Annotated in this window: 33 protein-coding genes; 14 read left to right on the forward strand and 19 right to left on the reverse strand. The window is 41.7% G+C overall.

Going from position 1 to position 22138, the window contains the following annotated elements:
- Positions 1-154: 154 nt before the first annotated feature.
- From cynS to ICN21_RS01365, 4 genes are read right to left on the reverse strand one after another with little or no spacing between them, the layout of a single operon-like run.
- A complete protein-coding gene (gene cynS / locus ICN21_RS01350; RefSeq protein ID WP_215295609.1) occupies positions 155-598 on the reverse strand; it encodes a cyanase in 444 nt (147 codons plus the stop codon).
- 28 nt (positions 599-626) lie between these two features.
- Positions 627-1493 (reverse strand): ABC transporter ATP-binding protein, encoded by an 867-nt coding sequence (locus ICN21_RS01355; protein ID WP_216176195.1) that lies wholly within the window; start codon positions 1491-1493, stop codon positions 627-629.
- A complete protein-coding gene (ntrB, locus tag ICN21_RS01360; RefSeq protein ID WP_216176197.1) occupies positions 1483-2343 on the reverse strand; it encodes a nitrate ABC transporter permease in 861 nt (286 codons plus the stop codon). The genes ICN21_RS01355 and ntrB overlap by 11 nt, the downstream gene beginning before the upstream one ends.
- A 13-nt stretch (positions 2344-2356) precedes the next feature.
- Positions 2357-3718: a CmpA/NrtA family ABC transporter substrate-binding protein gene (locus ICN21_RS01365; RefSeq protein WP_216176199.1), complete on the reverse strand. Its 1362-nt coding sequence runs from the start codon at positions 3716-3718 to the stop codon at positions 2357-2359.
- 463 nt (positions 3719-4181) lie between these two features.
- On the opposite strand from ICN21_RS01365, the gene ICN21_RS01370 reads away from it, so the two are divergent.
- Entirely contained in the window at positions 4182-4838 is a 657-nt protein-coding gene (locus ICN21_RS01370; RefSeq protein ID WP_216176201.1) for a DsbA family oxidoreductase, read from the forward strand.
- Between the two features lie 46 nt (positions 4839-4884).
- Here ICN21_RS01370 and ICN21_RS01375 read toward each other — a convergent pair whose 3' ends face one another.
- The 3 genes from ICN21_RS01375 to ICN21_RS01385 form a co-directional block, all read right to left on the reverse strand.
- Positions 4885-5283 carry a BLUF domain-containing protein gene (locus tag ICN21_RS01375; RefSeq protein ID WP_215295617.1) on the reverse strand — a complete coding sequence of 133 codons (399 nt, stop codon included), beginning with the start codon at positions 5281-5283 and terminating at the stop codon, positions 4885-4887.
- An 83-nt stretch (positions 5284-5366) separates the two neighbouring features.
- Positions 5367-6758: an exonuclease domain-containing protein gene (locus tag ICN21_RS01380; RefSeq protein ID WP_216176203.1), complete on the reverse strand. Its 1392-nt coding sequence runs from the start codon at positions 6756-6758 to the stop codon at positions 5367-5369.
- Positions 6759-6777: 19 nt separating this feature from the next.
- A complete protein-coding gene (locus ICN21_RS01385) occupies positions 6778-7365 on the reverse strand; it encodes an Rrf2 family transcriptional regulator (RefSeq protein WP_216176205.1) in 588 nt (195 codons plus the stop codon).
- Positions 7366-7400: 35 nt separating this feature from the next.
- Between ICN21_RS01385 and ICN21_RS01390 the strand changes: the two genes are divergently transcribed.
- Positions 7401-7952 carry a DUF4149 domain-containing protein gene (locus ICN21_RS01390; protein ID WP_216176206.1) on the forward strand — a complete coding sequence of 184 codons (552 nt, stop codon included), beginning with the start codon at positions 7401-7403 and terminating at the stop codon, positions 7950-7952.
- A 12-nt stretch (positions 7953-7964) separates the two neighbouring features.
- On the opposite strand, the gene ICN21_RS01395 is transcribed toward ICN21_RS01390, so the two are convergent.
- Positions 7965-8114 (reverse strand): hypothetical protein, encoded by a 150-nt coding sequence (locus tag ICN21_RS01395; protein ID WP_216127614.1) that lies wholly within the window; start codon positions 8112-8114, stop codon positions 7965-7967.
- Positions 8115-8247: 133 nt separating this feature from the next.
- Between ICN21_RS01395 and ICN21_RS01400 the strand changes: the two genes are divergently transcribed.
- From ICN21_RS01400 to ICN21_RS01410, 3 genes are read left to right on the forward strand one after another with little or no spacing between them, the layout of a single operon-like run.
- On the forward strand, positions 8248-8892 hold the full coding sequence (locus ICN21_RS01400; RefSeq protein ID WP_216176208.1) for an LON peptidase substrate-binding domain-containing protein: 645 nt from the start codon (positions 8248-8250) through the stop codon (positions 8890-8892).
- Positions 8893-8896: 4 nt separating this feature from the next.
- A complete protein-coding gene (locus ICN21_RS01405) occupies positions 8897-9760 on the forward strand; it encodes an oxygenase MpaB family protein (RefSeq protein WP_216176210.1) in 864 nt (287 codons plus the stop codon).
- 18 nt (positions 9761-9778) lie between these two features.
- Complete coding sequence (locus tag ICN21_RS01410) at positions 9779-10156, forward strand: DUF4149 domain-containing protein (RefSeq protein WP_216176213.1); 378 nt, start codon at positions 9779-9781, stop codon at positions 10154-10156.
- A 27-nt stretch (positions 10157-10183) separates the two neighbouring features.
- Here the strand turns inward: ICN21_RS01410 and ICN21_RS01415 are convergent, their stop codons facing one another.
- Both ICN21_RS01415 and ICN21_RS01420 read right to left on the reverse strand, forming a co-directional pair.
- Entirely contained in the window at positions 10184-10360 is a 177-nt protein-coding gene (locus ICN21_RS01415) for a hypothetical protein (protein WP_216127623.1), read from the reverse strand.
- 2 nt (positions 10361-10362) lie between these two features.
- Positions 10363-10761, reverse strand: coding sequence for an MAPEG family protein (locus tag ICN21_RS01420; RefSeq protein ID WP_216127626.1), 399 nt, complete (start codon positions 10759-10761; stop codon positions 10363-10365).
- A gap of 80 nt (positions 10762-10841) precedes the next feature.
- Between ICN21_RS01420 and ICN21_RS01425 the strand changes: the two genes are divergently transcribed.
- The 4 genes from ICN21_RS01425 to ICN21_RS01440 all read left to right on the forward strand — a co-directional run bounded on the left by ICN21_RS01425 (position 10842) and on the right by ICN21_RS01440 (position 13155).
- Positions 10842-11471 (forward strand): alpha-ketoglutarate-dependent dioxygenase AlkB, encoded by a 630-nt coding sequence (locus ICN21_RS01425; protein ID WP_216176214.1) that lies wholly within the window; start codon positions 10842-10844, stop codon positions 11469-11471.
- Positions 11464-12483, forward strand: a complete 1020-nt coding sequence (locus ICN21_RS01430) for an NAD(P)/FAD-dependent oxidoreductase (protein ID WP_216176216.1) — start codon at positions 11464-11466, stop codon at positions 12481-12483. The genes ICN21_RS01425 and ICN21_RS01430 overlap by 8 nt, the downstream gene beginning before the upstream one ends.
- Positions 12484-12485: 2 nt before the next feature.
- On the forward strand, positions 12486-12884 hold the full coding sequence (locus ICN21_RS01435; protein WP_216176219.1) for a dihydroneopterin aldolase: 399 nt from the start codon (positions 12486-12488) through the stop codon (positions 12882-12884).
- A gap of 124 nt (positions 12885-13008) precedes the next feature.
- A complete protein-coding gene (locus ICN21_RS01440; protein WP_216127635.1) occupies positions 13009-13155 on the forward strand; it encodes a hypothetical protein in 147 nt (48 codons plus the stop codon).
- A gap of 93 nt (positions 13156-13248) precedes the next feature.
- Here ICN21_RS01440 and ICN21_RS01445 read toward each other — a convergent pair whose 3' ends face one another.
- From ICN21_RS01445 to ICN21_RS01455, 3 genes are all read right to left on the reverse strand, one after another.
- On the reverse strand, positions 13249-13848 hold the full coding sequence (locus ICN21_RS01445) for a DsbA family protein (protein ID WP_216176221.1): 600 nt from the start codon (positions 13846-13848) through the stop codon (positions 13249-13251).
- Positions 13849-13891: 43 nt separating this feature from the next.
- Complete coding sequence (locus tag ICN21_RS01450; RefSeq protein ID WP_216176223.1) at positions 13892-14446, reverse strand: demethoxyubiquinone hydroxylase family protein; 555 nt, start codon at positions 14444-14446, stop codon at positions 13892-13894.
- 72 nt (positions 14447-14518) lie between these two features.
- A complete protein-coding gene (locus tag ICN21_RS01455) occupies positions 14519-15079 on the reverse strand; it encodes an Rrf2 family transcriptional regulator (RefSeq protein ID WP_216176225.1) in 561 nt (186 codons plus the stop codon).
- Positions 15080-15308: 229 nt separating this feature from the next.
- On the opposite strand from ICN21_RS01455, the gene ICN21_RS01460 reads away from it, so the two are divergent.
- Entirely contained in the window at positions 15309-15470 is a 162-nt protein-coding gene (locus ICN21_RS01460; RefSeq protein ID WP_216176227.1) for a hypothetical protein, read from the forward strand.
- A gap of 203 nt (positions 15471-15673) precedes the next feature.
- Positions 15674-16000, forward strand: a complete 327-nt coding sequence (locus tag ICN21_RS01465) for a hypothetical protein (protein WP_216127650.1) — start codon at positions 15674-15676, stop codon at positions 15998-16000.
- A gap of 18 nt (positions 16001-16018) precedes the next feature.
- Here ICN21_RS01465 and ICN21_RS01470 read toward each other — a convergent pair whose 3' ends face one another.
- Positions 16019-16687, reverse strand: a complete 669-nt coding sequence (locus tag ICN21_RS01470; protein WP_216176229.1) for a glycosyltransferase family A protein — start codon at positions 16685-16687, stop codon at positions 16019-16021.
- A 159-nt stretch (positions 16688-16846) separates the two neighbouring features.
- Here ICN21_RS01470 and ICN21_RS01475 point away from each other — a divergent pair, with 159 nt between their 5' ends.
- Complete coding sequence (locus ICN21_RS01475; protein ID WP_216176232.1) at positions 16847-17212, forward strand: cytochrome c5 family protein; 366 nt, start codon at positions 16847-16849, stop codon at positions 17210-17212.
- A gap of 146 nt (positions 17213-17358) precedes the next feature.
- Here ICN21_RS01475 and ICN21_RS01480 read toward each other — a convergent pair whose 3' ends face one another.
- Entirely contained in the window at positions 17359-17520 is a 162-nt protein-coding gene (locus ICN21_RS01480) for a hypothetical protein (RefSeq protein ID WP_216176234.1), read from the reverse strand.
- Positions 17521-17756: 236 nt separating this feature from the next.
- Between ICN21_RS01480 and ICN21_RS01485 the strand changes: the two genes are divergently transcribed.
- Entirely contained in the window at positions 17757-18935 is a 1179-nt protein-coding gene (locus ICN21_RS01485) for an integrase core domain-containing protein (protein WP_216176236.1), read from the forward strand.
- 418 nt (positions 18936-19353) lie between these two features.
- Here the strand turns inward: ICN21_RS01485 and ICN21_RS01490 are convergent, their stop codons facing one another.
- The 3 genes from ICN21_RS01490 to ICN21_RS01500 form a co-directional block, all read right to left on the reverse strand.
- The gene (locus ICN21_RS01490) at positions 19354-19800 is read right to left on the reverse strand and encodes a CBS domain-containing protein (RefSeq protein ID WP_216176237.1); all 447 of its coding nucleotides are present in this window, start codon (positions 19798-19800) and stop codon (positions 19354-19356) included.
- A 168-nt stretch (positions 19801-19968) separates the two neighbouring features.
- The gene (locus ICN21_RS01495; protein WP_255534161.1) at positions 19969-21075 is read right to left on the reverse strand and encodes a glycerophosphodiester phosphodiesterase family protein; all 1107 of its coding nucleotides are present in this window, start codon (positions 21073-21075) and stop codon (positions 19969-19971) included.
- Positions 21076-21249: 174 nt separating this feature from the next.
- Positions 21250-21465 (reverse strand): hypothetical protein, encoded by a 216-nt coding sequence (locus ICN21_RS01500; protein ID WP_216176241.1) that lies wholly within the window; start codon positions 21463-21465, stop codon positions 21250-21252.
- Between the two features lie 246 nt (positions 21466-21711).
- On the opposite strand from ICN21_RS01500, the gene ICN21_RS01505 reads away from it, so the two are divergent.
- A complete protein-coding gene (locus tag ICN21_RS01505) occupies positions 21712-21897 on the forward strand; it encodes a hypothetical protein (protein ID WP_215294227.1) in 186 nt (61 codons plus the stop codon).
- A 158-nt stretch (positions 21898-22055) separates the two neighbouring features.
- Here the strand turns inward: ICN21_RS01505 and ICN21_RS01510 are convergent.
- A partial coding sequence (locus ICN21_RS01510) for an IS3 family transposase (RefSeq protein ID WP_216152370.1) occupies positions 22056-22138 on the reverse strand: 83 nt, incomplete at its 5' end.

Consider the following 22138-nt stretch of genomic DNA (forward strand, 5'->3'; position numbering starts at 1 on the left):
CCGCTTAAGACCACCTGACTTTAGAAACTCTTTAACTACCTTTAGCTTGAACTGCTTGCTGTACTTGCTCATAAAACAAAACCCCCTTGGTTGGACATAGCGTCCAACTTTTGGGGGTCAGTTCAGAAGGTGGCTTACTAAGAGACTAGCTTGATTAGTAAGTCTTATAAGAAAGGTACTTACCTGATAGCACTACCTGCACACGATCACCTTTTGGATCTGGTTCGCGTTGGATATCCATTGAGAAATCAATCGCACTCATAATCCCATCGCCAAATTCTTCATGGATCAACTCTTTGATCGTGGTGCCATATACGCTCACAATCTCATACCAACGATAGATCAGTGGATCGGTTGGCACTGCAGTTGGTAAAGAGCCTTTATAAGGAACAATTTGCAACCAAGCCATTTCTTCATCGGTCAAGTCAAATAACTTACCAGCAGCTTCAGCCTGTGCTTTAGTAAAGGTCATTTGGCCCAAGCAGCCTGCAGTAACCCATTCCTTTGACTCGCCAATTGCTTTGGCAATGTCACTCCACTTCATGCCTTTGCGAACTTTGGCTTCGATAATTTTCTGTGTCACTACTGAACGATCCATCTTTTTCTCCTAAGTTTTAAGTTTGAATTTATTGAGTCACTGGGGTTTGTAGACCTGGGCATACCAAGATTGGCTGGTAGCCGTCTAAACCCCCAGCAGATCCTTTAGCCTGCAAATCCTTAGAACGATTGACTAAAAAATCAACCAAGTGATTTCGCATGGGGTAATACATCGGATCATGGTGCAAGCTTGCCCGCTTTCGATCCTTAGGCAATGTATTGATGACGATTTCGGCGATCCGTGCATTCGGCCCATTACTCATCAACATAATTTTGTCTGAGAGTAAAATCGCTTCGTCCACATCATGCGTAATCATGAAAACCGTTTGCTTGGTTTCGCTACAAATTTTGAGCAACTCATCTTGAATCACGCCACGCGTCAGGGCATCCAATGCACCAAAGGGCTCATCTAACAAAAGCATTTTTGGTTCAATTGCAAAAGCCCTGGCGATACCAACCCTTTGTTTCATGCCACCAGATAACTCAGAAGGCTTCTTATTTTCAGCATTAACGAGCCCAACCATTGCCAAGTACTTTTTAGAGTGATCCGAAATCTGCTGCTTTGACCAATCTGGGTACTTAGACTTCACCGCAAAGGCAACATTTTGCAAGACCGTCATCCAAGGCATTAATGCGTGCCCCTGAAATACAACGCCACGATCAAGGCTTGGGCCATTAATTTCTCGACCCAGCATATAAGCGTAACCACTGCTAGCATCTTCAAGACCAGCCAGCACGTTCAAAATCGTTGTCTTGCCACAGCCCGAATGGCCAATGATGCATACAAACTCTCCGCGCTCAATTTCAAAATTGATACCCTCGAATACTGGTGGCGCATCCGTCTTGTATGACTTACTTAGACTCTCAACTTTTAAAAATGATTTTTCATTCTGCATAAGAAACTGCCTTCTGTAATCTTGCAAATGCCATATCTAAAATCATCCCAACTAGTCCAATCATCACAATGGCAAAAATTACGCTGGAGATAGATAGGTTGTTCCATTCATTCCATAAGAAGTAGCCAATTCCGGTGCCCCCAACAAGCATCTCTGCGGCAACAATCACCAGCCATGCAATGCCCATTGAGATTCGCATTCCAGTCAAAATCGTTGGTGCAGCTGCTGGCAAGATCACTAAAAAAGCTTTTCGGAAAGGAGAAACTTCCAGAGTCTTAGTGACGTTTAATAATTCTTTGCGAACATTGGCCACACCAAATGCTGTATTGAGCAGCATGGGCCATACTGAACAAATAAAGATCACAAAGATGCCGGAGATGGATGAATCTTTAATCGTATACAGCGCTATTGGCATCCACGCTAAGGGAGAAATAGGCTTGAGGATTTGGATGAACGGATTAAATGCCTCATATGCCAATGGCGACATCCCAATTAAGAAGCCGAAAGGAATAGCTACTAACATTGCAAGCAAAAAGCCAAGCCCAACTCGAGCTAAGGAATATGCAAGCTGAATACCAATCCCCTTGTCATTAGGACCATTGTCATAAAAAGGGCTTGAAAGTTGCTTATAAAAGGTTTCTCCCATTTGGGTTAGCGTTGGAAATCCAGACTTCTCCACAGAGACCCCGCCACCCTGCCCCATCAGGGCTTGATACTCACTGTTGCCCGTACTAACTGCTGGGGTAGAAACTACTTTTGGGGCAGTTGCGATATGCCAAAGCAATAATGCAAAAACCAAAATGGCAACCGAAAGTATGGCTCCACGAACTTTGATAGAAAGCTTATTCATGTTTATCTCTGACTCACTGGAAAGATTTCAAATAAGCAGCAGGCTGACTTGGATCAAACTCTTTGCCCATGATCTTGTCTTTTTTATAACCTGCTTTTGCCAGAGCTGGAACAGCAATGCCAGTCTCCCCCATATACTTTTTAGCGTCGGTCAGCAGGAATACTTTTTCAGAGATGTCTTTGTAATTAATATCACCCTTGACATAACCCCAGCGCTGCATTTGGGTCAGCATCCAAGTCGCCATTGAGTACCAGGGAATTGGGTTGAAATCAATTCGGTCAGGAACGTTTTGAACATTGCCAAGACCATCAGCAAATTTTCCGGTCAACACTTGCATAACAACTGTTTCTGGTTGATTTAAGTAGTTGGCTGGCGAAATCACTTTTGCAATGAGCGGTCTGTTAGCGGGATCGCGCGCCATGGTTGAGGCATTCAATACAGCACGATAGAGCGCTGCAAAGGTATTTGGATTTTTCTTGATAAAGTCTTCAGATGTTCCAAATGCACAGCAAGGGTGTCCATCCCAGATTTCTTTAGTCAAGATATGAATGAAGCCAACCTCGTCATAAACAGCACGTTGATTAAATGGATCAGGCCCCAGGAATCCATCAATATTGCCAGCACGTAAGTTGGCAACCATTTCTGGAGGTGGGGTAACGCGAATCTGGATATCTTTATCAGGATCTAATCCAGCTTGAGATACGTAGTACCGCAACAAGAAGTTATGCATCGAATATTCAAATGGAACAGCAAATTTCATACCCTTCCATTTTTTTGGATCACGATTATCTTTGTGCTTATTCGCCAAAGTAATAGCCTGGCCATTCACGTTCTGAATAGTCGCCACCCGCATTTGAGTGGGATCAGAACCTAATCCCATAGACATTGCAATGGGCATTGGTGATAAAAAGTGAGAGGCATCATGCTCTTTGTTCAGCATCTTGTCTCGAATTAACGCCCAGCCAGCAGTTTTATTCAGTGTGACATTGAGACCCTGCTTCTTATAAAAACCTAGGGGATCGGCCATGATAAGAGGGGTGGCACAGGTGATCGCAATAAAACCAATTTTGAGATCAGGCTTTTCTAAAGGGGCTTTTTCTTGAGCCATCGCCTGTAAGGCACCTACAGGCAAGAATCCAGATAAGGCACTCATTGCACCGCCAGCACCAACCGCTTTTAGAAATGCGCGGCGACGACTCTCTTGCGGAAACAATGCCTTGACAAGACTTGCCTCCACAAAATCAGCACTCATTTTCTCTTCGTCGACTCTCGCAGACAAATCAAGGGCATGCTCAGCATCGGATGCATGACGACCACAACTACAACGACTACTAAATAACGGCCTATCAGGATCAAAGGGACGATATGAATTCATTTGAATCTCCTAGAGGTTTTAGTCATTAAAAATAAGCAAAAAAGTTAATAAGTCATTTTTAACCTGCCAAAATCACAGGAAGATACAGCAACGCACCAAACCACTTCCCATGAAAATGATTCGCACCAAAATGGTGATTATTGAATTGGGATCAGAATTTTAAGGAATGGGACTCAAAACATGCAGCAATTCATATTGAGTCCCAGGAAGGCATTTAACTCATGCCCCAAAATTGTGCGGAAGATGAAATTTATTCAAATACTCAAAGAATTTTGGGCATGCTGGCTACACTACTTCAACTTAAAAATACGGGGAAAAGAGTGGCTAGTTATTAGCGTCATGTCAGTAACTATGCTGTGAAATTTCACATCTTTTAAGAAATGCTTTCTCACTCTTTAGTTCTGCTTTAGGCAACACTGACTTACCAAGCACTTCACTACCAATAGGCTTGTAGAATCAAATGATGAAACCAACCATCAAAATTGATTATGTATCTGATATCGCCTGCCCATGGTGCGCAGTCGGTCTAGGCAATCTAAATCAAGCGATTGATCAGCTCAGTGATCAGACAAATTTTGAGGTGCATTTTCGCCCCTTCGAACTCAACCCTAATATGCCTAAAGGCGGCCAAGATGCTATCGAACATCTCACTGAAAAATATGGTTTAACTGCAGAGCAGGTCAAAACCAATCAGGCCAATATTCGAGCCAAAGCTTTAGAGGCAGGATTTAAATTTCATCCAGAAGGTCGCAAAAGGGTTTACAACACCTTTGACGCTCATCGTCTTCTGCATTGGGCAGGTCAAGAGTTTGGGCTGGAGAAGCAAGCAATCCTCAAGAAAGAATTGCTCAATACTTACTTTTGCTTAGCAGTGAATTTAGATGATCAACATAATCTACTAGATGCAGTGACTCGTTCTGGCCTAGATCAAGATAGAGCTCTAGAGATTCTCAAGAATAATGAATTTGCCAAAGAAGTTCGTACTGAAGAGGCTACTTATACAAATGCGGGAATTAACTCTGTTCCTGCGATCATTCTGAACGATCAGTATCTTATGCAAGGAGCTCAGCCTCCTGAGTCATTCGTAAATGCATTCGCACAACTGATTGAGCAAAGTTAAAGAAAAACTGTATACCCCATCGAAACTTGAATAGATCAAGCGGGTGCTAGCCGGCATTCCTCAAAGCAATTAACAACGGATGGCCCGCTGGAAAATCAATATCCTCAATAGCGGCACTCACTTCTGGCAGAGTTTTAGCAATCTCTTCGCTACCTTGAAATACCATCGTCCATTTGCTAAAGCTACGCTCACTGATAGGCTTAGATTCTATTAGGCGGACATTTTTATGCCGGCCGTCTTTTTGAATCTTTTGCCATAAGGCTTCAATATCTTTTTCAGGCCCCTCAATCACTTGGCCGAATTTATTGTCCTCATAGATGAGCGCCCCAGTAATGCCCAATGCTTGATTATTTGAATAGGAGTGATACAAGAGTCTCATCAAGCCCAAAAAAGACATACTTTGAGCCGGCTCACTCACATAAGTTAGTTCGATTAGCTTAGACATATACCCATACTAGATAGCTCGAAAAATAATTACTCTAGGCGTTTACCCCAGCATCACCCAAAGCAATGCTTAAGAGAAAAATATTACAACTGAATCACTTGATTTTTATAGTGTCCAGCCAAAGCCCTTTTCACTATCTTATAAATATCAAGATCAAATTCAGCTTCTCCCGATTCTGCTAGTTCACAAAGCTCATCTTGATTAATAGCAGTACCGAGATAGCACCACTTATCTAGAACGATCATTTCTCCGCCGTCATTGATGGCAATTGGGCCTACATAGGGCCAGACTTGTACCTTATATAGATTCATCGCAGTCTTCAGTTGAAGATTGTGCATTTCAGCAGACATGATTCCAATACAAGCACCACCACATTGTTTTACTTGATATCCGAAACAGGACTTCCCATCTTCGCCCTTTTCTATTCCTAGCAATACTTCGCATAAGCGATACTTTTTAGCTACTGCTTTTAAATAAGAGTGAGCCTCTCTTTTGCTGTAGAACAATCCATAAAGGTTATCTTGAAGGCCTGGCAGCAAATCCTTTTGACTGACAAGCACTGGCTTAAGCTTCCCGGCAGAATCTATCTCCAAACTCCAAGCACAAAGATCTTTAGAGCGACGAAGCTTGATGTTCATGCTCGGCATACGTTCTTTAATCAGCTGAGACTCTAAAATTAAGGCGCCTAACTCACCACTAGTCTCTATCCAATCAATGTCTCGGATTTGTAAAGAGAGTTTCATTTCTTTGCGCTGCGTCAAGGCTCCCTGAAAGTGACCCATCACTCTACTGCGCAAAGAAATACTCTTACCGATATATAAGGGAACCTTATTTTCCCCATAAAAGATATAGCAGCCTGGAGCATCAGGAATAGAGTCTATTAAGTCTTTATCTATATTTGGCGGCAGACTAGGATTACCAACCAGCCGATTGATCACCTCATTCAGCTTTTCTTTACCAAACTTCGCTTCACATATTTGCCAAAACTGGAGCAATAAATCTGCATCGCCTAGCGCACGATGACGGGCGCTCACCTTCAGATGGTGAGCGTTAATGATGGTATCTAGATTATGGCGAGACTGCTCTGGAAAGAGTAATCTTGAAAGCTTTACCGTACATAAAACTTTAGGCTTGAAGTCTATGCCGATTCTTTTAAAAGATGCTTTGATAAAACCGTAATCAAATCGAGCATTGTGGGCTATGAATATTTTCCCCTCAAGCTCTTGCTTTAACTCTTTCGCCACCTCCTCAAAGCTTGGCTTATCTTCAACCATCCGGGGTGATATGCCAGTCAGTCTTTGGATATTTTGCGGAATAAAGGTTTGGGGATTGATTAATTGCTCCCATACCTGAATTTGATTGCTGGCTAGAGTTTTGATACCAATCTCGGTAATGCGATCGCGATCAAAATGAGAACCAGTGGTTTCAATATCTACAAAAGCTAAATCAGGGTATGACACCTGCTGAATATCCACGCCAAATGAATTGATAACTTTAGTTTGCTGGTGAGTTTTTATTAAGGTAGTCTGCAAAACTAAAAATGGAGTTGGGCCCGCGTGGGATTTCTTCAACTTTTTTAAATGAAGTCTTTAGAACTTTTTGAGTCTCTCCTTTGGGGCTTTTTTCTTGCTTAGCCTTTACTTCAGACTCTGTGGGGAAATAGGGTTTTCTCTCAGGCGCAGTTTGCACCTCACTAAAGCGTGGAATGTAATCCTTAATAGCAGAAGCCAAAGTAACATTAGAAATGCAATTCATCATGTAAGTCTCGAGCGACTGATAGAGATCTTTTGCAATATCTGATACTTCTACTTTTCTTTTTTTAATGAGATTCATCGCTAAAACAATGTCTTTGATCGTAATCATGCGAGGGTCTTTTAGAAGTTGATAACCCCCAGTTCGCCCCTTAATCCCGATGACAAGTCCAGATTCCCGCAGAGGTCTCAGCAATAGCTCAATGCGACTAACCGACATGCGCAGTCTTTTGGCTATTTCCGGAACAGTGACTAATTGACCGTTACTAGAGTGGCTTGCAATATCGACCAAAGTATTCAGGGCTACTTTGACTGCTTGAGTGACTTCCATGGTGTTTTTGGTATAAAAGTTAGATTACGGCTAGTATGAAACTGATTCAAACTTTGTGCTGCAGCGCATTAATTAACCCTTTTTATCCCATGGTTGAAGTTCCTAGTGCCCCCACCCAATACTCCCTCCCACTACGCTTATTGCGCTTACTTGCTGGTTTAATGGCCGGCGGGATCATTGCTCAAGTACTTAGCTGTCTAATTGTCTATCTTTTAATAGAGGATTCTCAGGCAGCGGGCATGATGGCGCATCTCTTGATGCAGCATCTCGCGTATTACTTCTTGGGGTGCACATTTACTATCTTAAGCCTCTCCAACGCCTTAATTAAGCGAGACTTATGCAATCTGAAGGCAGTTCGCCTGCCCTCACTAATATTGATCCTTTCTGTTGCAGGAGCAAGCTTTTTACTAATACCTCGGATGGATTACTTGAGAGAAACTGCGCTACAAGATGGAATGCCAGTAATGCTCTCACCTTTTGCAAACTACTTTGCGATCTTAAATAGCATCACATCCTTATTACTATGCACTCAGATTTTTACTAGCATCCTAATAGCCTGGCGTCTTTGTGACACCCAATCATCCTAGGCAATCCTATATTTATTGAATCTTGTTACGCTCTTGAGCTTTAGCTAACTGGTCAGCACTTCGTTGCTGAAAATCGACCATATTGTGATAACCCATTTGATAGCATGGGCAATGCTTTCCTAGAATCCAGCGAGCGAGCTTGATACGAAACTGTTGAATCATTTATATCTCCTAGTATTGAGCTCTAAATGTAAACGCAAACGATATTTGATGCTGATCACCAGAAAAAACAGTGGGGGCATTTTGTCCTTATTGAGCGCCAGCAAAGATGAGATAAATCCATTAAATTGAACCAATGAACGATTCCATCTCCTCTTTTCGAAAAATCCCTTTATTTCCACTAGGTACCGTACTTTTCCCGGATGGTGTGATTGCTTTGAAGATTTTTGAGGCTCGCTATCTCGACATGATCAAACAATGCTTACGAGAGAAGACAGAATTTGGTGTGGTGAGCATCATCAAAAACTCTGATGCTAACGAAGAAGATGTTTCTCTGTCCTTCTCAAACATTGGCACACTGGCTCAAATTGAGGATTTTGACCCTGTCCAGCCTGCTCTTTATATGACGAGGTCATTTGGCACGAAGCGCTTCAAGCTAATCAAGAGCAAACAAGAGACCAATGGACTTTGGATGGGCGAAGTAGAGCTTTTAGATAAAGATCCACTCATGCCAATTCCCCAGGAACATCATGGAGTAGCGCAATTATTAGATCAAATTATTTCAGTGATTCAAAGTGAAGACCTATTAGGTGATGCCCCTTTTAAAAAACCTTTTAAGACTGATGACTGTGGCTGGGTCTCAAACCGTCTTGCTGAGCTATTGCCCATCTCTCTTGCACAGAAAAATCATTTATTAGCGCAAAGCAATCCCCGCATCAGACTAGATCTCATTACGGAAATCATTGAAGATGACGATTTAAGAAATCTCATGATGCATTAAAGCAATGCTCAATGAACTAATTCGTAAAACGATTCGAGAAATGGTAGGTGGTGGTAGCGGACCGCCTGTGGCATTCCTTACCCCTCAGGGAGATCGTGGTCTCTTTGGCCCAGAGTCTATTGCCTGGAGAGTACATGCAGACTTTATCTCCATGATGATTGGGGGTATTAGCTCCTTAGTACTACAAGCACTACACCCTCAAGCTTTAGCAGGAGTCTGGGATCATTCAAGCTTTAGAAAAGATCTCAAAGGGAGATTAGGTAGAACCGCCTACTTTATCGCCGCAACCACTTATGGCTCCCATCAAATGGCTCATGAGATTATTGAGAAGGTCAATCGAATTCATCAACATATCCATGGTAGCGATGAGTTTGGAAAGCCGTATATTGCAACTGATCCCCGTCTATTGGCCTGGGTTCATCTGACGGAAACCCTCAGTTTTCTGGAGGCCTACCAAAACTATCGATACCCAAAGCTCACTAGACAGGAGCAGGATCAATACTTCAAAGAGATGAAGGCTTTGGGTGAAATGCTTGGCGCTCAAAATCTACCGGATACTCTTAAAGGAACGCAGGAAGCGATTGAGTCTTATCTTCCAGAGCTCCACTATGGCGAACGTGCCCAGAGCATCATTCAACTTTTAGATGACTTCCCCAGCAATATACAGTCCAAGCCCTTTGTAAAACTAATTAGTAAGGCTGGCTTTATCAACCTCCCCAGTTGGGCTCATACCAAACTGAAAAAGCCTGTTCCATCCAAGCTGGAAAAGATTTTGGTAAATAAGGGCATAGATTTAATAGCAATCCCAATTAGAGATGCACTCAAAGACGGGGTAGCAGCCCACTCACTCCGTAGGGTTTACGGATAATTTTTTAGAAAAGTCACCATGATTACAAGTTATCTTTTATCTAGCATGGTTGGCATCATGCTCTTTTTCACCGTTATTGTGGCGCCGACTGTTTTTAAAGTGCTACCAGTTGAATGGTCCAGCAAATACGTCAGAAACTTTTTTCCAAAATACTACGCAACTTTGGGATTCATCACACTGGTCTGTGTATTTACAGAGACGGATTCAAGCAACAAGGCATTACTAGCAGTTTGTGTAGTATTTTTTGCATTTACGCTTTTTTACCTGACTGGGAAAATCAATAACGCTAAAGATAATGGTCGCAACCGTCAGTTCCATTTTCTACATGGAGCCAGCGTAGTCATTAATCTTTTTCAGCTAGCTACTTTTATATACTTACTAGTCAAGGCATCCTGAAAACAAAGGCGCTCTAGCGTAGCCCTATTAGTCAGACTCAGGTTTATTAGAATCTAGTTCTACGTTCTTTGGAGCGCTTGGCTTTAAGTTTAAAGTGGGTGCTGCCATTTTTTCACCATCCCAGACTTGCCCACACCAACACTCGCCAGCATCGTTAATGATGCAAACACCTGAACCGCAACAGCGCTTATCTGGAGCTTTCATGCTTAAACTTTAATCAGCTGGTGAAATATTCCATAGGCAGCGCCTGTCCATAGACCTGCCACCACAAGAATAGAAATTAAGAAACCTAGTCCGCGCTTAGCGGGATTAAGTTGATAGGCAATCGCATACCAAACTCTAGCAATTAACCAAATTACACCCGAATCACCCGCCCCTTTATCTCCGATGAATATGGCATAGAGCCACAAAGCAGGCAAAAACATGAGAACATTTTCAATCGTATTTAGCTGGATTCGATAGGCACGCTCAAAAAGCTCATGCCCAGATACTGCAGGCGCTTTCACTTGATATTTACCCCTTGCTCTACCAACATTAAAAGTCAACCCAAACATCAATAGAACGGTCAATAGTGTAATAAACGAGGTATAGAGATACTGATTCATCGGTGAGAGCCCATCAAGAAACAAGAATTAAGGCTATTCTAGGGTTTTTATTGACTTGGCGCTGACGTCCAATTCTTTTCATGAATCAAGACTCTCTATTTGTTGCTGACCTCACTCAGAGCAAGTTAAATCTATTACCTAAGGATGGTTGCATTCACTACCATCCAGGCTTTATAAGCACGGCCAATAGCGCCAAGCTCATGGATCGGTTACAACAGTCACTTCAATGGGATGCGGATCAGCTCATGATGTTTGGAAAGTTGGTAATTACTCGTCGCAAAGTAGCCTGGGTTGGAGACCCCAATTGTGCTTACACCTACTCTGGGGTAAAAAAACAACCTCAAGCCTGGACTCCAATACTGTTGGCAATAAAAAGCCAAATAGAAGAGCTTGCCAAAGCAGACTTTAATTCTTGCTTACTCAATTTCTACCATGATGGGACAGATGCTATGGGCTGGCATAGTGATGATGAAAAAGAACTGAACGCGCAGTCTCCCATTGCTTCGCTAAGCCTAGGTGCCCCTCGTAAATTTGCTTTTAAACACAAACAAGATAAATCGACTACTTCCTTATTTCTAGAAAATGGTAGCGCTCTCATCATGCATGCACCTACTCAACAATTTTGGCAGCACGCACTACTCAAAACCAAAACTATTCATACTCCTCGTATTAATATAACCTTTAGAAAAATTACCGTCCACAATGATTGAGCATCAGTCAACAAAGACCTCTGTTGCAATCATTGGTGCCGGTATAGCTGGTCTTAGTTGTGCAACCCAATTAAATGCACTCGGCTTTCAAGTTCAACTCTTTGAAAAGAGTCGTGGTGTCAGCGGTCGCATGAGTACTCGTAATACAGATGAATGGTCAGCAGACCACGGGGCGCAGTATTTCACCGCCAGAGATCCCGTGTTCATTCAGGAGCTTAATAAATGGATGGATGCTGATGTAGCTGCTATCTGGAATCCACGCATAAAGGTATATAGGGCCAATCAATGGCATGAGCACAGCTCTTCTGAAAAACGTTATGTCGGCATTCCTGCTATGAATTCACCAGGAAGATATTTGGCCAAAAGTTTACCCATTCAATTCAATCAAACTATTGATCTCATTGCTTATGAGAATGGTAAGTGGTTACTGCATAGTCAAGAGACTGGAGATATTGAGCAACAATTTGATTGGATTGTTGTTGCCATGCCTGCGCCACAAGCCCAGATCCTTGCTGAACCAATAGATAAATCAATTGAGGAAATTGCCAATCATGTAGATATGCAAGGTTGCTGGACTGTGATGGCAAGATTTACAGGAAAACCTAATGCTCCATTTGATGCAGCTTTTGTAAATGATGAAATTATTAGCTGGATATCTCGAAATAACTCCAAACCCAACCGAACAGGTCCAGAGACCTGGACGATTCATGCCAATCCACAGTGGAGTCAAGAATCGATTGAGTTAGAAAAAGATGAAGCATCTAAGCTGATTCTTGATTGCGCTAAGAAACTTGGTTTTGATTGTGATGAGTCTAATATTGCGATTCATCGTTGGCGTTATGCAAGCGGATATATCAATCCAATTCTAGGCTTTAAACTCCGAGAGGATTTAAATCTGGGGTTTTGTGGCGATTGGCTCAATGGCGGCAGAGTTGAAGGCGCTTGGCTCAGCGGTTTTAAATTAGCGAACGAAATTAGCATTAAGCAACCTCATTTAATTAATAAGGGATAGAAATGTCTTTAGCATCCATTGAATTGCGAGACCTTAAACTCCAAACTCAAATTGGTACCTATGGGCCAGGTGCGATCATTCCCGAGCAACACCTTTTAGATTTAACGCTTTGGATTGATGCAAAACTGGTTCTGATTTCAAAAGATATGATGCAGAATGTTTTTGATTATGGCCCCCTGATTATCGAGATCAACAGGCTTGCAGAAGATTGTCATTACGAAACGCAGGAGAGGCTCATGACCCGCATTACCGAAGCATGTGCAAAATATTCTGAAATTAAAGCAATGGATATTGGCCTTAGAAAATTACCTGTATACGCTGGATCGGGATCACTTGGAGTAAGACTCTCAGTGGATTCATTGACTTTGAATAATCTTAGATCCTCTAGCCCTTCAGAGTAAACATCAAGAGATTGTTGCTTTAGCCTCCTAAAGCAGTCTAAACCCCATTAACATCGTTGAGCTTACAGTGATAACAATAGAACATCATTCGAAAACGTATGAATTTAAGACGCTTGATGAAGCTATGGAATGGGCTAAGGAGCTTGGTGAGTTCGTTACGATTAAATTTAATAATCTAGAAATTGCAGGCAAGTTCGGAGTAGACGGCATCACTAGCGGTAAGTTCTCAAATGGGGAACCTTATACATGGAAAAAACGTAGAAGACATTAAAAAAAACTGATTGATTTTTAGTATCTGTCAGATCAGGCAGCTACTCTGTTAGTCGCAAAAGCGATTAGTCGTGAGCGTTAATTCTACTAAGCACTATCTAGGCAAGATCTTAAGTAATTCTTCAACAGTTTTATACCCAGTTATGGGCATGAAGCTTCTAGGTGAAAAATCTTTCTCACCAATTAGCATAGCTGGCAAACCTTGGAAGCCATAGGTCTTAAATTCTTGCTCATCAGCCATTACATGTTTGGTCAACTCGCCATTTTCAAGTGCATTTTTTAATCGTTGGGCATCAATTCCGATTTGGGAAGCAATCTGCATCACTACCTCTTCATTACTGATATCCAGCCCTCGCAAAAAGAATGCATCAAACAGTGCCCTAGCAAGCTTTAGCGATAAACCCTGCGAATTAGCAAAGTAAACACTTTCTTGCGCAAGCCATGTGTAACTTAGAGTCTTTGGGGTTAAAAGCTCAAGATTCTCCTGCACAACAATGGGCTCAGACTTGGAAGCCTCAAGATTATCGATATAGGATTGTGTAGGCAAAATATTTCCCTCAACCGGAGTTAGCTCAAATGCTCTCCACACTATTTCTAACCTCTCTTGGTATCTTGCTTGTAACTTTTCGAGAACGATCGTTTGAAAATAGCTGTATGGACATTCAAAGTCAGCCCATACCTGAATCTGTATCATTAAATTTTTACCTTTAGCTGTTTAATCATATTCATAATATTCCTTAAAACTGCCTAGCCAGCAACACAGCTACTGCTGATCCGCTACTCACTAAAGCGCACCAGATTTTTAAAATGAATGGCATGGGAAAAAAGACCTTTGAGCTTGCTTCATTTTTATGATTGATTTCATCAGCTTGGCAACGTATCAGTAGCCTAAGTAATTCATCATATCCACCATTTTTTTGGAGGTAGTCAATCTGTTGCTGGTAATGCTGCTCTACAAAAGTCTCAACAGAGGCAATCGTTGCGTATACAGAATTTCTACCAAATAGGGCTGGTATCGCACCAGTCAACCATCCTGCCAAGCGCCAAGGCCCGAGCAATCGACTTCGATACTTTGGTTCTAATATCGACTCTATTAATTGCAAATGCTCTGCCTCAGTCACCCCATGATGCTTGGCGAAACTAATGAGCTCCTGATCTTTGCGTAATTTTGCAACTGCAATAATTCCTTTGTAGATATAGACGGCACCTGTTTCGCCTGCATGATCAGAGCGTAACTCACGTTCTATATGAACTGAATATTCGGGTTGACTACGTTCGATCACAGATCTCATCTCAGATGTACCCTTATGTGACTCAAGATTTCATCATAAAACTGTCTCATCTTTTTTAAAAATCTCATTTTTTTAAAGGTAATTACTAAAATCAAATATGGAGTTGGGCCCTAGCTTTTCTGTTTTTTGTAATTCAGCTTTTGTAATCAGAACGCTTTGTGTATCCCATTTACCCTGTTTAGGGATCTCTTTCAATTGATACTTCTGCGAATCCCACGCCGGGATAGACTCTATTTGAAAAGGCCTTGTTCTGGGATCTTTTGCTGACGATGCTACTGTAATTTTAGATAAGCAATCGCGCATGTATGACTCAAAAGACTCAATGATCTCTTTAGCAAAGTCTGTAATGATGACTTTTCTAGATCTAAATTGATTTACCGCTGAAAACACATCTTTGATTGTCATACTTTGCGGATCTTTAGCTAAGTAATATCCACCCCTACGTCCCTTAGCGGCTCGAATTAAATACGCAGACTTAAGCGCTGAGAGCAAAATTTCCATGCGACTTAACGAAAGATGCTGACGCTTAGCTATATCAATTGCTCTTACTGGAACACCAAAGCGTGAATAGGCGGTGATATCAATTAAGGTATTGATAGTTTGTTCGAGCGACCTATTGATGTACTTCAGCATAACAATTCCTCTTGTTTAGTAACACGACAAAAATGACTTAAAAAGAAGTCGCCTGTAGGCGACTTAAGGACCTTATTGAAGGGTCAAGAGACAAATTGATTTTGTACCTATTAGGGTTTTTACGTATAAGACTACTTATAAAGGGGTTTTTGCTGTCCTGCAGCATAGAGAAATTAAGCGCATACTGAATTCGTATAAACCCTAATACATTTTGTTAAAGGAGTCTTAAATGACACGATTATTAAGCCTCTTAAACCAGATTTTTGCTTATCACAGCATTAATCATGATTTAGAGCAGTTCATCATTAGCCAGAGTCCCAGCAGCCATCAACAGTTAGAGCGACTGCTCTTCGGCTGCCAGCACCAATACGCTGTCATCAGGAGGATTTAAATCATGAAAAAAATGACGAAGTGTTTAAACAACGTGGCAACAGCTTTAATCGAGGCACGCAAAGCCTACTTTAATCGCCATTTAAACCACCTTTTAGGCTCATGATCTTAAGTTAGCCCAGAGAAAGATGAATTTAACCGTCTTTCGCTACAGTTATGGAAAAAATATCTACCACTTAGGTTGAATAAAAAAGGAGAAATACTGTGCCCTTATACCGCGCCAGTTTATTGTTTAGTTTTTTATTGGTCATGAACAACGCTTCATCTACTCAGCCAATTTCTAAAGATTATCAAAAGATGTGTGTTCGCGAACAAGTGTCGGAACATCAAGGCATTAAAGGAAAAGTCCTTACCGAAGAGGACTTTGCAGCCTACTGCACTTGCCAAGCTGACTTCATTAATAAAAATGCGACCAATCGACAAGTTAATGAGTTGGTGATGGATCCCAAAGTTAAACCAGAATGGCTAAAGGTTATAGAGTTAAAAGCAATGAAGACCTGCATCACAATTGACCCAAAGATGGGTACGTAGGAAATTATATCTTCCTACCTACTCCTCAAGAGCGCAATTAAAGTCAGCCTGCTCTGGCTGTAAAGATTGATGAGGATATTTCAAAAAATTTTCTCGATGCCTTCTGTAGAACAAAAGTCCTTCTTTGAGACTGCTTACTGTAGCACCTTGTTCAAGCATCTCATCCCATAAATTCCAATCCTCTTGGGGATGCATTCCATCTTCATATCTTTTTTTATAACCAATTTTTTGTCCAAAAGCAGTACGGTACAACATGGATCCGTGATGCTGATATTGGCGATTCCAATAAAGGTCTCCTTGATAGGGCACAGTTTCACCAGGCACCCTATTTAAGATCTCTTCTTTTAATTCACCTGTAACGACAATATCGTAAGTGAGAATATCGGTGCTTGCATTGGATAACAACTCAATTGCATCTGATCGCAACCAATTATCAGCACCTATGAAAAGTACATATTCTGTTTTGATCTGAGATAGGATGTCTTGAAAATTATCTACAACACCTAAATTATCTTTCCTTAATATATATTCAATGTCTGGGTATATGCCTGGCAAATGATCGCAATCCAAGCCGCCATCATCTACAAATAAAATCCTTGCGGGCGGAGTAGTTTGAGAAAGTAGCGACTCGATGCAATGCGCTGCAAGGTGTCCGTACCTGTAGGAGGCAATAACGACAGTAATCATATTGAGTCGCATTAGAGCACATAACTGTGTCATTGATGGCAATTGAGTCTTTGCTAGGCCAAAAGACAATAATCTAGAAATCAACTATCCTAAGATCTTTGCTAATTTAGATAAATTTTCTTATTAATTTCACATTAACCAACTTTATGAGTCTTAAAAATGAAATATTTTCTATTTCTCAGCTTATCTTTTTTTAGCCTGCTGAGCCTAGCCAGCGGTGAAGACACCTATAAAGCTGTTTGCTCGAGCTGTCATGCCACTGGTTTAAATAAGGCTCCTATGGTGGGCGATAAAAAGCAATGGGGTAAGTTAATTAAAGAGGGTCAGGCACATATTACTTCTGATGGTTATTACGGCGTAAGAGCGATGCCAGCAAAAGGTGGAAAGCCAGACCTATCCGTTCCAGAATTTGCTTCTGCGGTTGTCTATATGGCAAATCAAGCGGGTGCCAATTGGAGCGAGCCTGATGAAGCAATGCTGAAAGAGATCAATAAGCGTATTGCTAAAAAGTCCTCAAAATCATGAGTTTTGTTTTACGCTGCTACAAGCTAAAAACCGATAAATAATCAATCGGCTCATTATTCAGCCAATGGCCTCAGAAAGTTTTAAGCATGAGTGCGCAAAAAAAATACCAACCTTAGAGTTGGTATAGCGATGAATGATTAAGAGAATTATTTATTCATCAGCTTGCAAATGCTATCCGAAATAGCAACCATGAAATATAGCACCATGCCGCTCACAAAAACTAAATACTCACCGCTACTGAAATATTGCAGCAAGCCAATTAATACTATGCCAAAGGCAAGAACGCTAAGTGTGGTTTTAGCAAACATCGTAATTCTCCAAAAGATTGCATTATTACTTAATATCTTAAGGCAAAAAGAAATTTCATGCTGAGAAGTCTTGAATAATTAAATCGAAGATTCAATTCAGTATCAGCACCATTACTTGAAGTGGCGCTCAAAAAAATACCAACCCGAAGGTGGTTTTGATTGTCCTACCCGACACATAGTTTACGTTTTATACCGGACACATACTTTACAGTTTTTGGCATAGGAGGGACCACTCTATGCCGTGGAATGAAAGTACGAAGATGGACGAAAAGCTCAAATTTGTGTCTCGTTACCTCGATGGCGAGAAGATTACTACCCTGTGTCAGGAGTTCGGTATCTCTAGAGTGACTGGCCATAAGATCATTGATCGTTATAAAGATAGTGGTTTAGAAGCCTTTACGGATCGCAGTAGACGACCCTTTCGGCAAGCCAACCGGCTGCCCTTCCAGGTCGAGCAATTGATCGTGAACCTCAAAAAGGAGTTCCCGACCTGGGGCGCTCCTAAACTGCGAGACCGCATCCACACCCACTATCCGCAGCTAGTTTTGCCAGCTAAGAGCACCGTACACGCTGTACTGGATCGCCATGGCCTAGTCAAAAAGAAACGGCGCCGGTATGGCAAGCTTGAAGGTACCGCATTAAGCAATACTCAATCCCCTAATGCCCTATGGTGCGTAGATTACAAAGGCGAATTTATGTTGGGTAACAAGCAATATTGTTATCCCTTAACGGTGACGGACTATGCCTCTCGCTTTTTGATTTGCTGTGAAGGTTTAGAGAGCACCCGTGAGGCGCAAGCCTTTACCGTCTTTGAGCAACTCTTTAAGGAGTATGGCCTGCCAGGCTCTATCCGCTCGGACAATGGGGTGCCCTTTGCTAGCCCCAATGCCATTTATGGTCTGAGCAGTTTGTCAGTTTGGTGGCTCCGCTTAGGGATTGGCATTGAGCGCATTAAGCCGGGTAATCCTCAGCAAAATGGCCGGCATGAGCGCATGCATTTAACGCTCAAGCAAGCGACGACTAAACCACCCGCCAAAACACTGTTGCAACAACAAGATAAGTTCGAAGACTTTATCTATGAGTACAACTATGAGCGGCCCCATCAAGCACTGGAGATGAAAAAACCTGCGCAGCTCTATACCCCATCAAGTCGAAAATATGAAGGATTGCCAGATGTCAGTTACCCCTTCCACGATAAAACAGTCACTGTGACTAAATGCGGCAGGATCTGTCTGGGCAATCAAAAGATCCACTTTAGTACCGTGTTCGCTGGTCATGACGTGGGCCTGCGCCAAGTCGAAGACGATGTGTGGTTAGTGAGCTTTATGGATTACGATATGGCTTACTTTGATATGGAGTCTCACAAGGTTAGTGCCCTAGAGAATCCATTTGGTCCCAAAGTATTGGGGGTGTGATTGGTAAATGTGTAAACCATGTGGTCGGTACCGGACGTAAAGCATGTGTCCGGTACGGACCTTTGCTTTACTGGTGGGCCCACCAGGACTTGAACCTGGGACCAAAGGATTATGAGAGCAGACACCCAAGGTAGACCCTTATAAACAGGGGCTCTGCGGGTGGTCAGTAGCGGTGTGTAAGCAAATGTGTAAGCAAATTCATGGATTTAAAGGAAGTGGCCTCTCACTCTTTGGTTTCGAAAACCACAGGAATTTTGGAGCAACTGTCTAACACCTCGTATGGCAATGAATTATGACGAATCCGTGTCACTTAAAAATGTCTGGTAAATGCGATCTAGAGGCCTATTTATATGACTCTAAAGAATAAGCCTACTATTTCTGATGAGGGCTTTTCAGTTCAGTCAGCATAAAATGTAATTTATTTAGGACTGTTATCCCACTCTTTGATATAACGCGATAAGAAGTTAATAGTACCCACTTTGTGCTTTAGAGTCTCTTTCACTATATCGCCAATGGAAACCACGCCGATCAATTCATTATCTTCAATTACTGGTAGATGGCGGATGCTGTTGGCAGTCATTAATTCCATGCACTGCTCTAATGTGTCCTCTAAAGTGACCTTTAAAAGATTGGTACTCATAAAATCTTTTACCAAGACTTTTTGTGGATCATGGCCACCTAAACAAACTTTGATAGCACCATCTTGCTGAGTGAGAATTCCCACCAACTTTGTTTGCTCGATGACGAAGATAGCTCGAACATGATGATCTCGCATCTTTTCCAAAGCCCTAGCTACATGTTCAGTAGGCGCAACTGTGTACAAAACATTGGTTTTAGTTGCAAGACAATCTTTCACTGAAGGCATTTACTACCCCTTCTACCCCACAGGGAATCTAATTAATAACAAGATTCTTCAGCTTGACCAAGGAATATGTAAATAGCGTGACAAATCAGGAATTGAACGAAATTAGGGCATTTAAAATTGAATATTCAGGATGTCAGAGTTTTGCAAATTGATGCTATAGCCCCATCCTTAATCAATTCCCATACAGTTAGCATAGTAAGTAACTGTTGCAGGCCAATCTGAAAATACCCCCTTGACACCAACTTGCCTGGCAAGCACATCTAAAACCTCATAGATTTGCCCATCGCCATAAATTGCCGCTTTAATAGACTGGTGATACCAAGCTCCACCTTTATTCATTGGTCCATCACGCTCTAATGACCAAGTAATGATATTTAAACCCGCATCTTTTGCCGCTTTAGCGTAAGCCGATGGAATAATTTCTCCATTGCTGCTAGTTGTCAACAAAACCCATATAGGGGGAGCGATGTAACGCACTCCTTTAGCATAGAGCTCTTGCATGCTTGGTTTCAACATTTCAGGCTGAGCCGCATTGAACCCTTTCTGCTCATATCTGCCGTCCAAATAAATTGCCTGCTTTCCAAACTCTGGTTCATTCTGAACCCAGTAAAACACATCATTCAAATTAAATGACTGTGGAAAAACATCTTTAGGAGAAACACCAGCCTGCTTATATTCATTAATCAGCGCTTGTGCATATTGCTCTTGGGTAAAACCTATATAGGGCATTGGCACAACCGCCTCTTTTAATTCAGGAGTAAATTTACCGCCAAATTGTTTAAATAAAGCAATAGACTCCTGATGCGTTAATAAAGTGCCGCCAGCCTCGGAGTACAATTCGGTCCTCCAAGATGGTGTACCTGCCATGTAGGATTGAATATTCTGGGCGTTTTTATTAAATCCGTCCATCTTGCCACGCAGAGTTTTAAATTCTTCTAGAGTGATATCAGTCGTTCGACACTCAGCTAGCGCAGGCTCGGTGCCATTTGCCGGAGTAAAAGGCTTCGTACACTTCTCTCGTAAGTTGGTTAATAAAATATTAGTTGTTCCTTGCAAATCATTTTGTGCGTGACGGCAAACCAACTGCTTATCTTTAGTAAAAGTGACATCACATTCAAAAATACCAGCCCCCATCAATGCGGCTGCTTTATTAGACTGCACTGTATGCTCGGGAAACTCTAAAGGAGCGCCACGGTGAGCAATTGAAAATGAAGATCGATGGGGAGTAATCCCAGTACAGCTTTTTAACTGACTTTTTAAGGGCCCATCTTTCATAGCATCGATTAGATAATAGGGCCTGACCCCGAACTGAATTTCTTGCGCAAATCCTAGCGGGCTACTTAAAAGCAATAACGCTACAAACCAAGGGCTTAGTTTTATAGGAAATCGTTTTTCTATATTTGTCATAAATCATCAACCTATTGCTTCAAAGTGGCTCTATTTATGATCTTACTCATTGATAACCACTGCTATATGGGATTTAATGACTTGTTCAAGCTGCTCGCTTGTTAGGTAGCAGATAGTTGCCTTCGATTTAGTAACCTCAAACTGCTCATCTTCTATAGCCTTAATTGGGTACATTCCCGCCTTCAAGGGCGTCAGACCAATCACATCATCATCAAGAACTGTTTTGGCTAAAAAACTGTCAAACACTTTTAATTGCATATTGCGATTTTACAAAAAGAATATGACAACTCTTTTAGACAAAATAATTATGAAGACTTCAGAATTTCTACATGGTGAATTATTGCTCACCTCCGCACCCAATAAAGACCTCTAGCACTACAAAAAATATCTCGTTTTTTGTCATAAAAGTGCCATTGAAAATTCATGTGAGAGCTGTTAAATGATTTCCCAAGGAGATTTTCTTGGGAATGTAGCACTTTAAATCATTCACAAAGGAGATTAGCCATGCAAGAGCAGGAAGGCAATACTGAACCATCTGAACTTACTCGCATTAGCAGAAAACTAGAACCCGAAGATCGTTTAAAAGATCGCATGATCATTAGACATCTCAGACAAAGTCAAAATAATTTCTTATTTAATTTTGATGAGCCTGTAAATATTAAAAAACAAGTTGGGGTGAGCCATGAATAAAGATATTCTGTTTCATACTCCAGGACTAGGCACCTATTTGACCTTATCTGGTATTGCCATAACTGCTACTGTGCTAATAATGTGCTTGACAACCTAACAACGCAGTTCATGTTGAAAAGCCACCCGATGAACTGACCCCCAGTAGTTGGACAGTTTAGTTAGGTTAGCACAAGGGATTGAGTTCGGTATTGCACCGGGCTCAATCCCTTTAGTTTTTGCTTGATTCGATCATGGTTGTAGT

Origin of the sequence: Polynucleobacter sp. AP-Feld-500C-C5 (assembly GCF_018882265.1) — a bacterium.
In the GTDB taxonomy this organism is placed as follows: Bacteria; Pseudomonadota; Gammaproteobacteria; order Burkholderiales; family Burkholderiaceae; genus Polynucleobacter.

What these genes read in the sequence shown, in the direction of transcription:
- ntrB (WP_216176197.1), bottom strand. Translation starts at nt 2,343, where the DNA reads ATGAATAAGCTTTCTATCAAAGTTCGTGGAGCCATACTTTCGGTTGCC.
- ICN21_RS01485 (WP_216176236.1), top strand. Translation starts at nt 17,757, where the DNA reads ATGCCGTGGAATGAAAGTACGAAGATGGACGAAAAGCTCAAATTTGTG.
- ICN21_RS01430 (WP_216176216.1), top strand. Translation starts at nt 11,464, where the DNA reads ATGATTGAGCATCAGTCAACAAAGACCTCTGTTGCAATCATTGGTGCC.
- ICN21_RS01495 (WP_255534161.1), bottom strand. Translation starts at nt 21,075, where the DNA reads ATGAAAGATGGGCCCTTAAAAAGTCAGTTAAAAAGCTGTACTGGGATT.
- ICN21_RS01440 (WP_216127635.1), top strand. Translation starts at nt 13,009, where the DNA reads ATGGAATGGGCTAAGGAGCTTGGTGAGTTCGTTACGATTAAATTTAAT.
- ICN21_RS01355 (WP_216176195.1), bottom strand. Translation starts at nt 1,493, where the DNA reads ATGCAGAATGAAAAATCATTTTTAAAAGTTGAGAGTCTAAGTAAGTCA.
- ICN21_RS01505 (WP_215294227.1), top strand. Translation starts at nt 21,712, where the DNA reads ATGCAAGAGCAGGAAGGCAATACTGAACCATCTGAACTTACTCGCATT.
- ICN21_RS01445 (WP_216176221.1), bottom strand. Translation starts at nt 13,848, where the DNA reads ATGATACAGATTCAGGTATGGGCTGACTTTGAATGTCCATACAGCTAT.
- ICN21_RS01475 (WP_216176232.1), top strand. Translation starts at nt 16,847, where the DNA reads ATGAAATATTTTCTATTTCTCAGCTTATCTTTTTTTAGCCTGCTGAGC.
- ICN21_RS01400 (WP_216176208.1), top strand. Translation starts at nt 8,248, where the DNA reads ATGAACGATTCCATCTCCTCTTTTCGAAAAATCCCTTTATTTCCACTA.
- ICN21_RS01500 (WP_216176241.1), bottom strand. Translation starts at nt 21,465, where the DNA reads ATGCAATTAAAAGTGTTTGACAGTTTTTTAGCCAAAACAGTTCTTGAT.
- ICN21_RS01420 (WP_216127626.1), bottom strand. Translation starts at nt 10,761, where the DNA reads ATGAATCAGTATCTCTATACCTCGTTTATTACACTATTGACCGTTCTA.
- ICN21_RS01370 (WP_216176201.1), top strand. Translation starts at nt 4,182, where the DNA reads ATGAAACCAACCATCAAAATTGATTATGTATCTGATATCGCCTGCCCA.
- ICN21_RS01365 (WP_216176199.1), bottom strand. Translation starts at nt 3,718, where the DNA reads ATGAATTCATATCGTCCCTTTGATCCTGATAGGCCGTTATTTAGTAGT.
- ICN21_RS01460 (WP_216176227.1), top strand. Translation starts at nt 15,309, where the DNA reads ATGACACGATTATTAAGCCTCTTAAACCAGATTTTTGCTTATCACAGC.
- ICN21_RS01425 (WP_216176214.1), top strand. Translation starts at nt 10,842, where the DNA reads ATGAATCAAGACTCTCTATTTGTTGCTGACCTCACTCAGAGCAAGTTA.
- ICN21_RS01410 (WP_216176213.1), top strand. Translation starts at nt 9,779, where the DNA reads ATGATTACAAGTTATCTTTTATCTAGCATGGTTGGCATCATGCTCTTT.
- ICN21_RS01470 (WP_216176229.1), bottom strand. Translation starts at nt 16,687, where the DNA reads ATGATTACTGTCGTTATTGCCTCCTACAGGTACGGACACCTTGCAGCG.
- ICN21_RS01375 (WP_215295617.1), bottom strand. Translation starts at nt 5,283, where the DNA reads ATGTCTAAGCTAATCGAACTAACTTATGTGAGTGAGCCGGCTCAAAGT.
- ICN21_RS01450 (WP_216176223.1), bottom strand. Translation starts at nt 14,446, where the DNA reads ATGAGATCTGTGATCGAACGTAGTCAACCCGAATATTCAGTTCATATA.
- ICN21_RS01390 (WP_216176206.1), top strand. Translation starts at nt 7,401, where the DNA reads ATGAAACTGATTCAAACTTTGTGCTGCAGCGCATTAATTAACCCTTTT.
- ICN21_RS01455 (WP_216176225.1), bottom strand. Translation starts at nt 15,079, where the DNA reads ATGCTGAAGTACATCAATAGGTCGCTCGAACAAACTATCAATACCTTA.
- ICN21_RS01480 (WP_216176234.1), bottom strand. Translation starts at nt 17,520, where the DNA reads ATGTTTGCTAAAACCACACTTAGCGTTCTTGCCTTTGGCATAGTATTA.
- ICN21_RS01395 (WP_216127614.1), bottom strand. Translation starts at nt 8,114, where the DNA reads ATGATTCAACAGTTTCGTATCAAGCTCGCTCGCTGGATTCTAGGAAAG.
- ICN21_RS01435 (WP_216176219.1), top strand. Translation starts at nt 12,486, where the DNA reads ATGTCTTTAGCATCCATTGAATTGCGAGACCTTAAACTCCAAACTCAA.
- ICN21_RS01385 (WP_216176205.1), bottom strand. Translation starts at nt 7,365, where the DNA reads ATGGAAGTCACTCAAGCAGTCAAAGTAGCCCTGAATACTTTGGTCGAT.
- ICN21_RS01405 (WP_216176210.1), top strand. Translation starts at nt 8,897, where the DNA reads ATGCTCAATGAACTAATTCGTAAAACGATTCGAGAAATGGTAGGTGGT.
- ICN21_RS01415 (WP_216127623.1), bottom strand. Translation starts at nt 10,360, where the DNA reads ATGAAAGCTCCAGATAAGCGCTGTTGCGGTTCAGGTGTTTGCATCATT.
- ICN21_RS01490 (WP_216176237.1), bottom strand. Translation starts at nt 19,800, where the DNA reads ATGCCTTCAGTGAAAGATTGTCTTGCAACTAAAACCAATGTTTTGTAC.
- cynS (WP_215295609.1), bottom strand. Translation starts at nt 598, where the DNA reads ATGGATCGTTCAGTAGTGACACAGAAAATTATCGAAGCCAAAGTTCGC.